This window comes from Rhizobacter sp. P3_B12 (genome assembly GCF_056402895.1).
Genome location: NZ_JBFUGN010001249.1, coordinates 1 through 1,499, shown reverse-complemented (window position 1 = coordinate 1,499; position 1,499 = coordinate 1). Strand labels below are relative to the sequence as shown.

At 68.8% G+C, this 1,499-nt stretch carries 3 protein-coding genes; 2 read left to right on the top strand and 1 reads right to left on the bottom strand.

All coding sequences use genetic code 11. The features are described 5' to 3' along the window. Window positions 1–197 (top strand): helicase C-terminal domain-containing protein (locus tag AC1D01_RS34240; protein ID WP_477873911.1); only part of this gene is annotated, 197 nt, incomplete at its 5' end. Window positions 198–200: 3 nt separating this feature from the next. Here the strand turns inward: AC1D01_RS34240 and AC1D01_RS34235 are convergent. Further along, on the bottom strand, window positions 201–998 hold the full coding sequence (locus AC1D01_RS34235; RefSeq protein ID WP_477873910.1) for an outer membrane protein assembly factor BamD: 798 nt from the start codon (window positions 996–998) through the stop codon (window positions 201–203). 56 nt (window positions 999–1,054) lie between these two features. Here AC1D01_RS34235 and AC1D01_RS34230 point away from each other — a divergent pair. Next, on the top strand, window positions 1,055–1,499 hold a 445-nt coding region (locus AC1D01_RS34230; protein ID WP_477873909.1), incomplete at its 3' end, for a S4 domain-containing protein.

Below are 1,499 nucleotides of genomic sequence, written 5' to 3'. Positions count from 1 at the left end.
CGCTGAAGCAGGGCGCCGGGCGGCTGATCCGCAGCGAGACCGACCGCGGGCTGCTGGTGATCTGCGATCCGCGCATGGCGGGGATGAACTACGGCAAGCGCCTGCGCGACGCATTGCCGCCGATGACGCGGGTGATGGCCGAGGCCGAGGCCCTGGAGTGGCTGGAGGGCCTGCAGGCGCAGGCCTTGCCGTTCTAGTCTTTACTGGGCCGTCGCCGGCAGCGGCTCCGACGCGATGAACTCGCTGTTCGGGAAGTTCTTGCGCAGCACGCGCCCGGCGTCGTCGCGCAGCTGCTCCAGCCCGAGCTTGTCGTAGCTCAGCACCATGATGTGCAGCGCCTCTTCGGCGGCCGGGCTCTGCTGGAATTCCTGCACCGTCTGCTGGGCGCGGTTGGCGGCGGCCACGTAGGCGCCGCGCCGGTAGTAGTAGCGGGCGACGTGCACTTCGTAGGCCGCCAGCGAGTTGACGATGTAGCGCATGCGCGCCTGCGCGTCCGGCGTGTACTTCGACTGCGGGAACTGGTCGACCAGCTGCTTGAACGACTGGTAGGAGTCCTTCGAGGCCTGCTGGTCGCGCTCGGACAGGTCCTGCCGCGCGATGCTGCTGAACAGGCCGAGGTTGTCGTTGAAGTTGACGACGCCCTGCAGGTAGAGCGCGTAGTCGAAGGCGGGGCTGGTCGGGTGCAGCTTCAGGAAGCGCTCGAGGATCGACAGCGCCGTCGCCTTCTCGCCCGTCTTGTAGTTCAGGTACGCTCGCTCCAGCGTGGCCTGCTGGGCGAGCGGCGTGCCGGCGGCGCGGCCTTCGAGGCGCTCGTAGAGCTTCAGGGCGCGCTCGTAGCTGCCGGCATCGGCTTCGGACTTCGCCTCTGCATACAATTTCTCGACGGTCATCCCGGCCGTTTCGTCTTTCGGGGTCGAGCCACAGGCTGCGAGCAGGGTAGCCAACACGGCTGCCGATGCCAGGCCCGACCACCGGCCAACCAAGCGAATCACATTCATGAGCCTCGTGGCGCCACTGCTGCGGCGCTTCCTGTCGAAAGAAGAGCGGCGATTATATGGTTCACCCCCCCAACGACCCGGCGCTGCTTCCTGGCGATCCCGACGACGAGGGCCTGGAAGCCGGCGTCGGCGATGCCCCCGAGCGCCGCGTCGCGCTGATCGACCGCAGCCTGCACGGCGTGCGGCTCGACAAGGCGCTGGTCGCGATGGCCGGCGAGTTCTCGCGCAACCACCTGCAGACGCTGATCGAGGGCGGCCACGTGTGGGTCGACGATCGCCCGGCGACGCAGGCCTCGCGCAAGGTGTCGGCCGGCCAGCAGCTGGTGGTCGAGCTGGTGCCGACGCCCGAGAGCCGCGCGTTCCGCCCCGAGGCGATGGCGTTGGCCATCGTGTTCGAGGACGATGCGCTGATCGTGGTCGACAAGCCCGCCGGCATGGTGGTGCACCCGGCGGCCGGCAACTGGTCGGGCACGCTGCTCAACGGGGTGCTGGCGCATCACC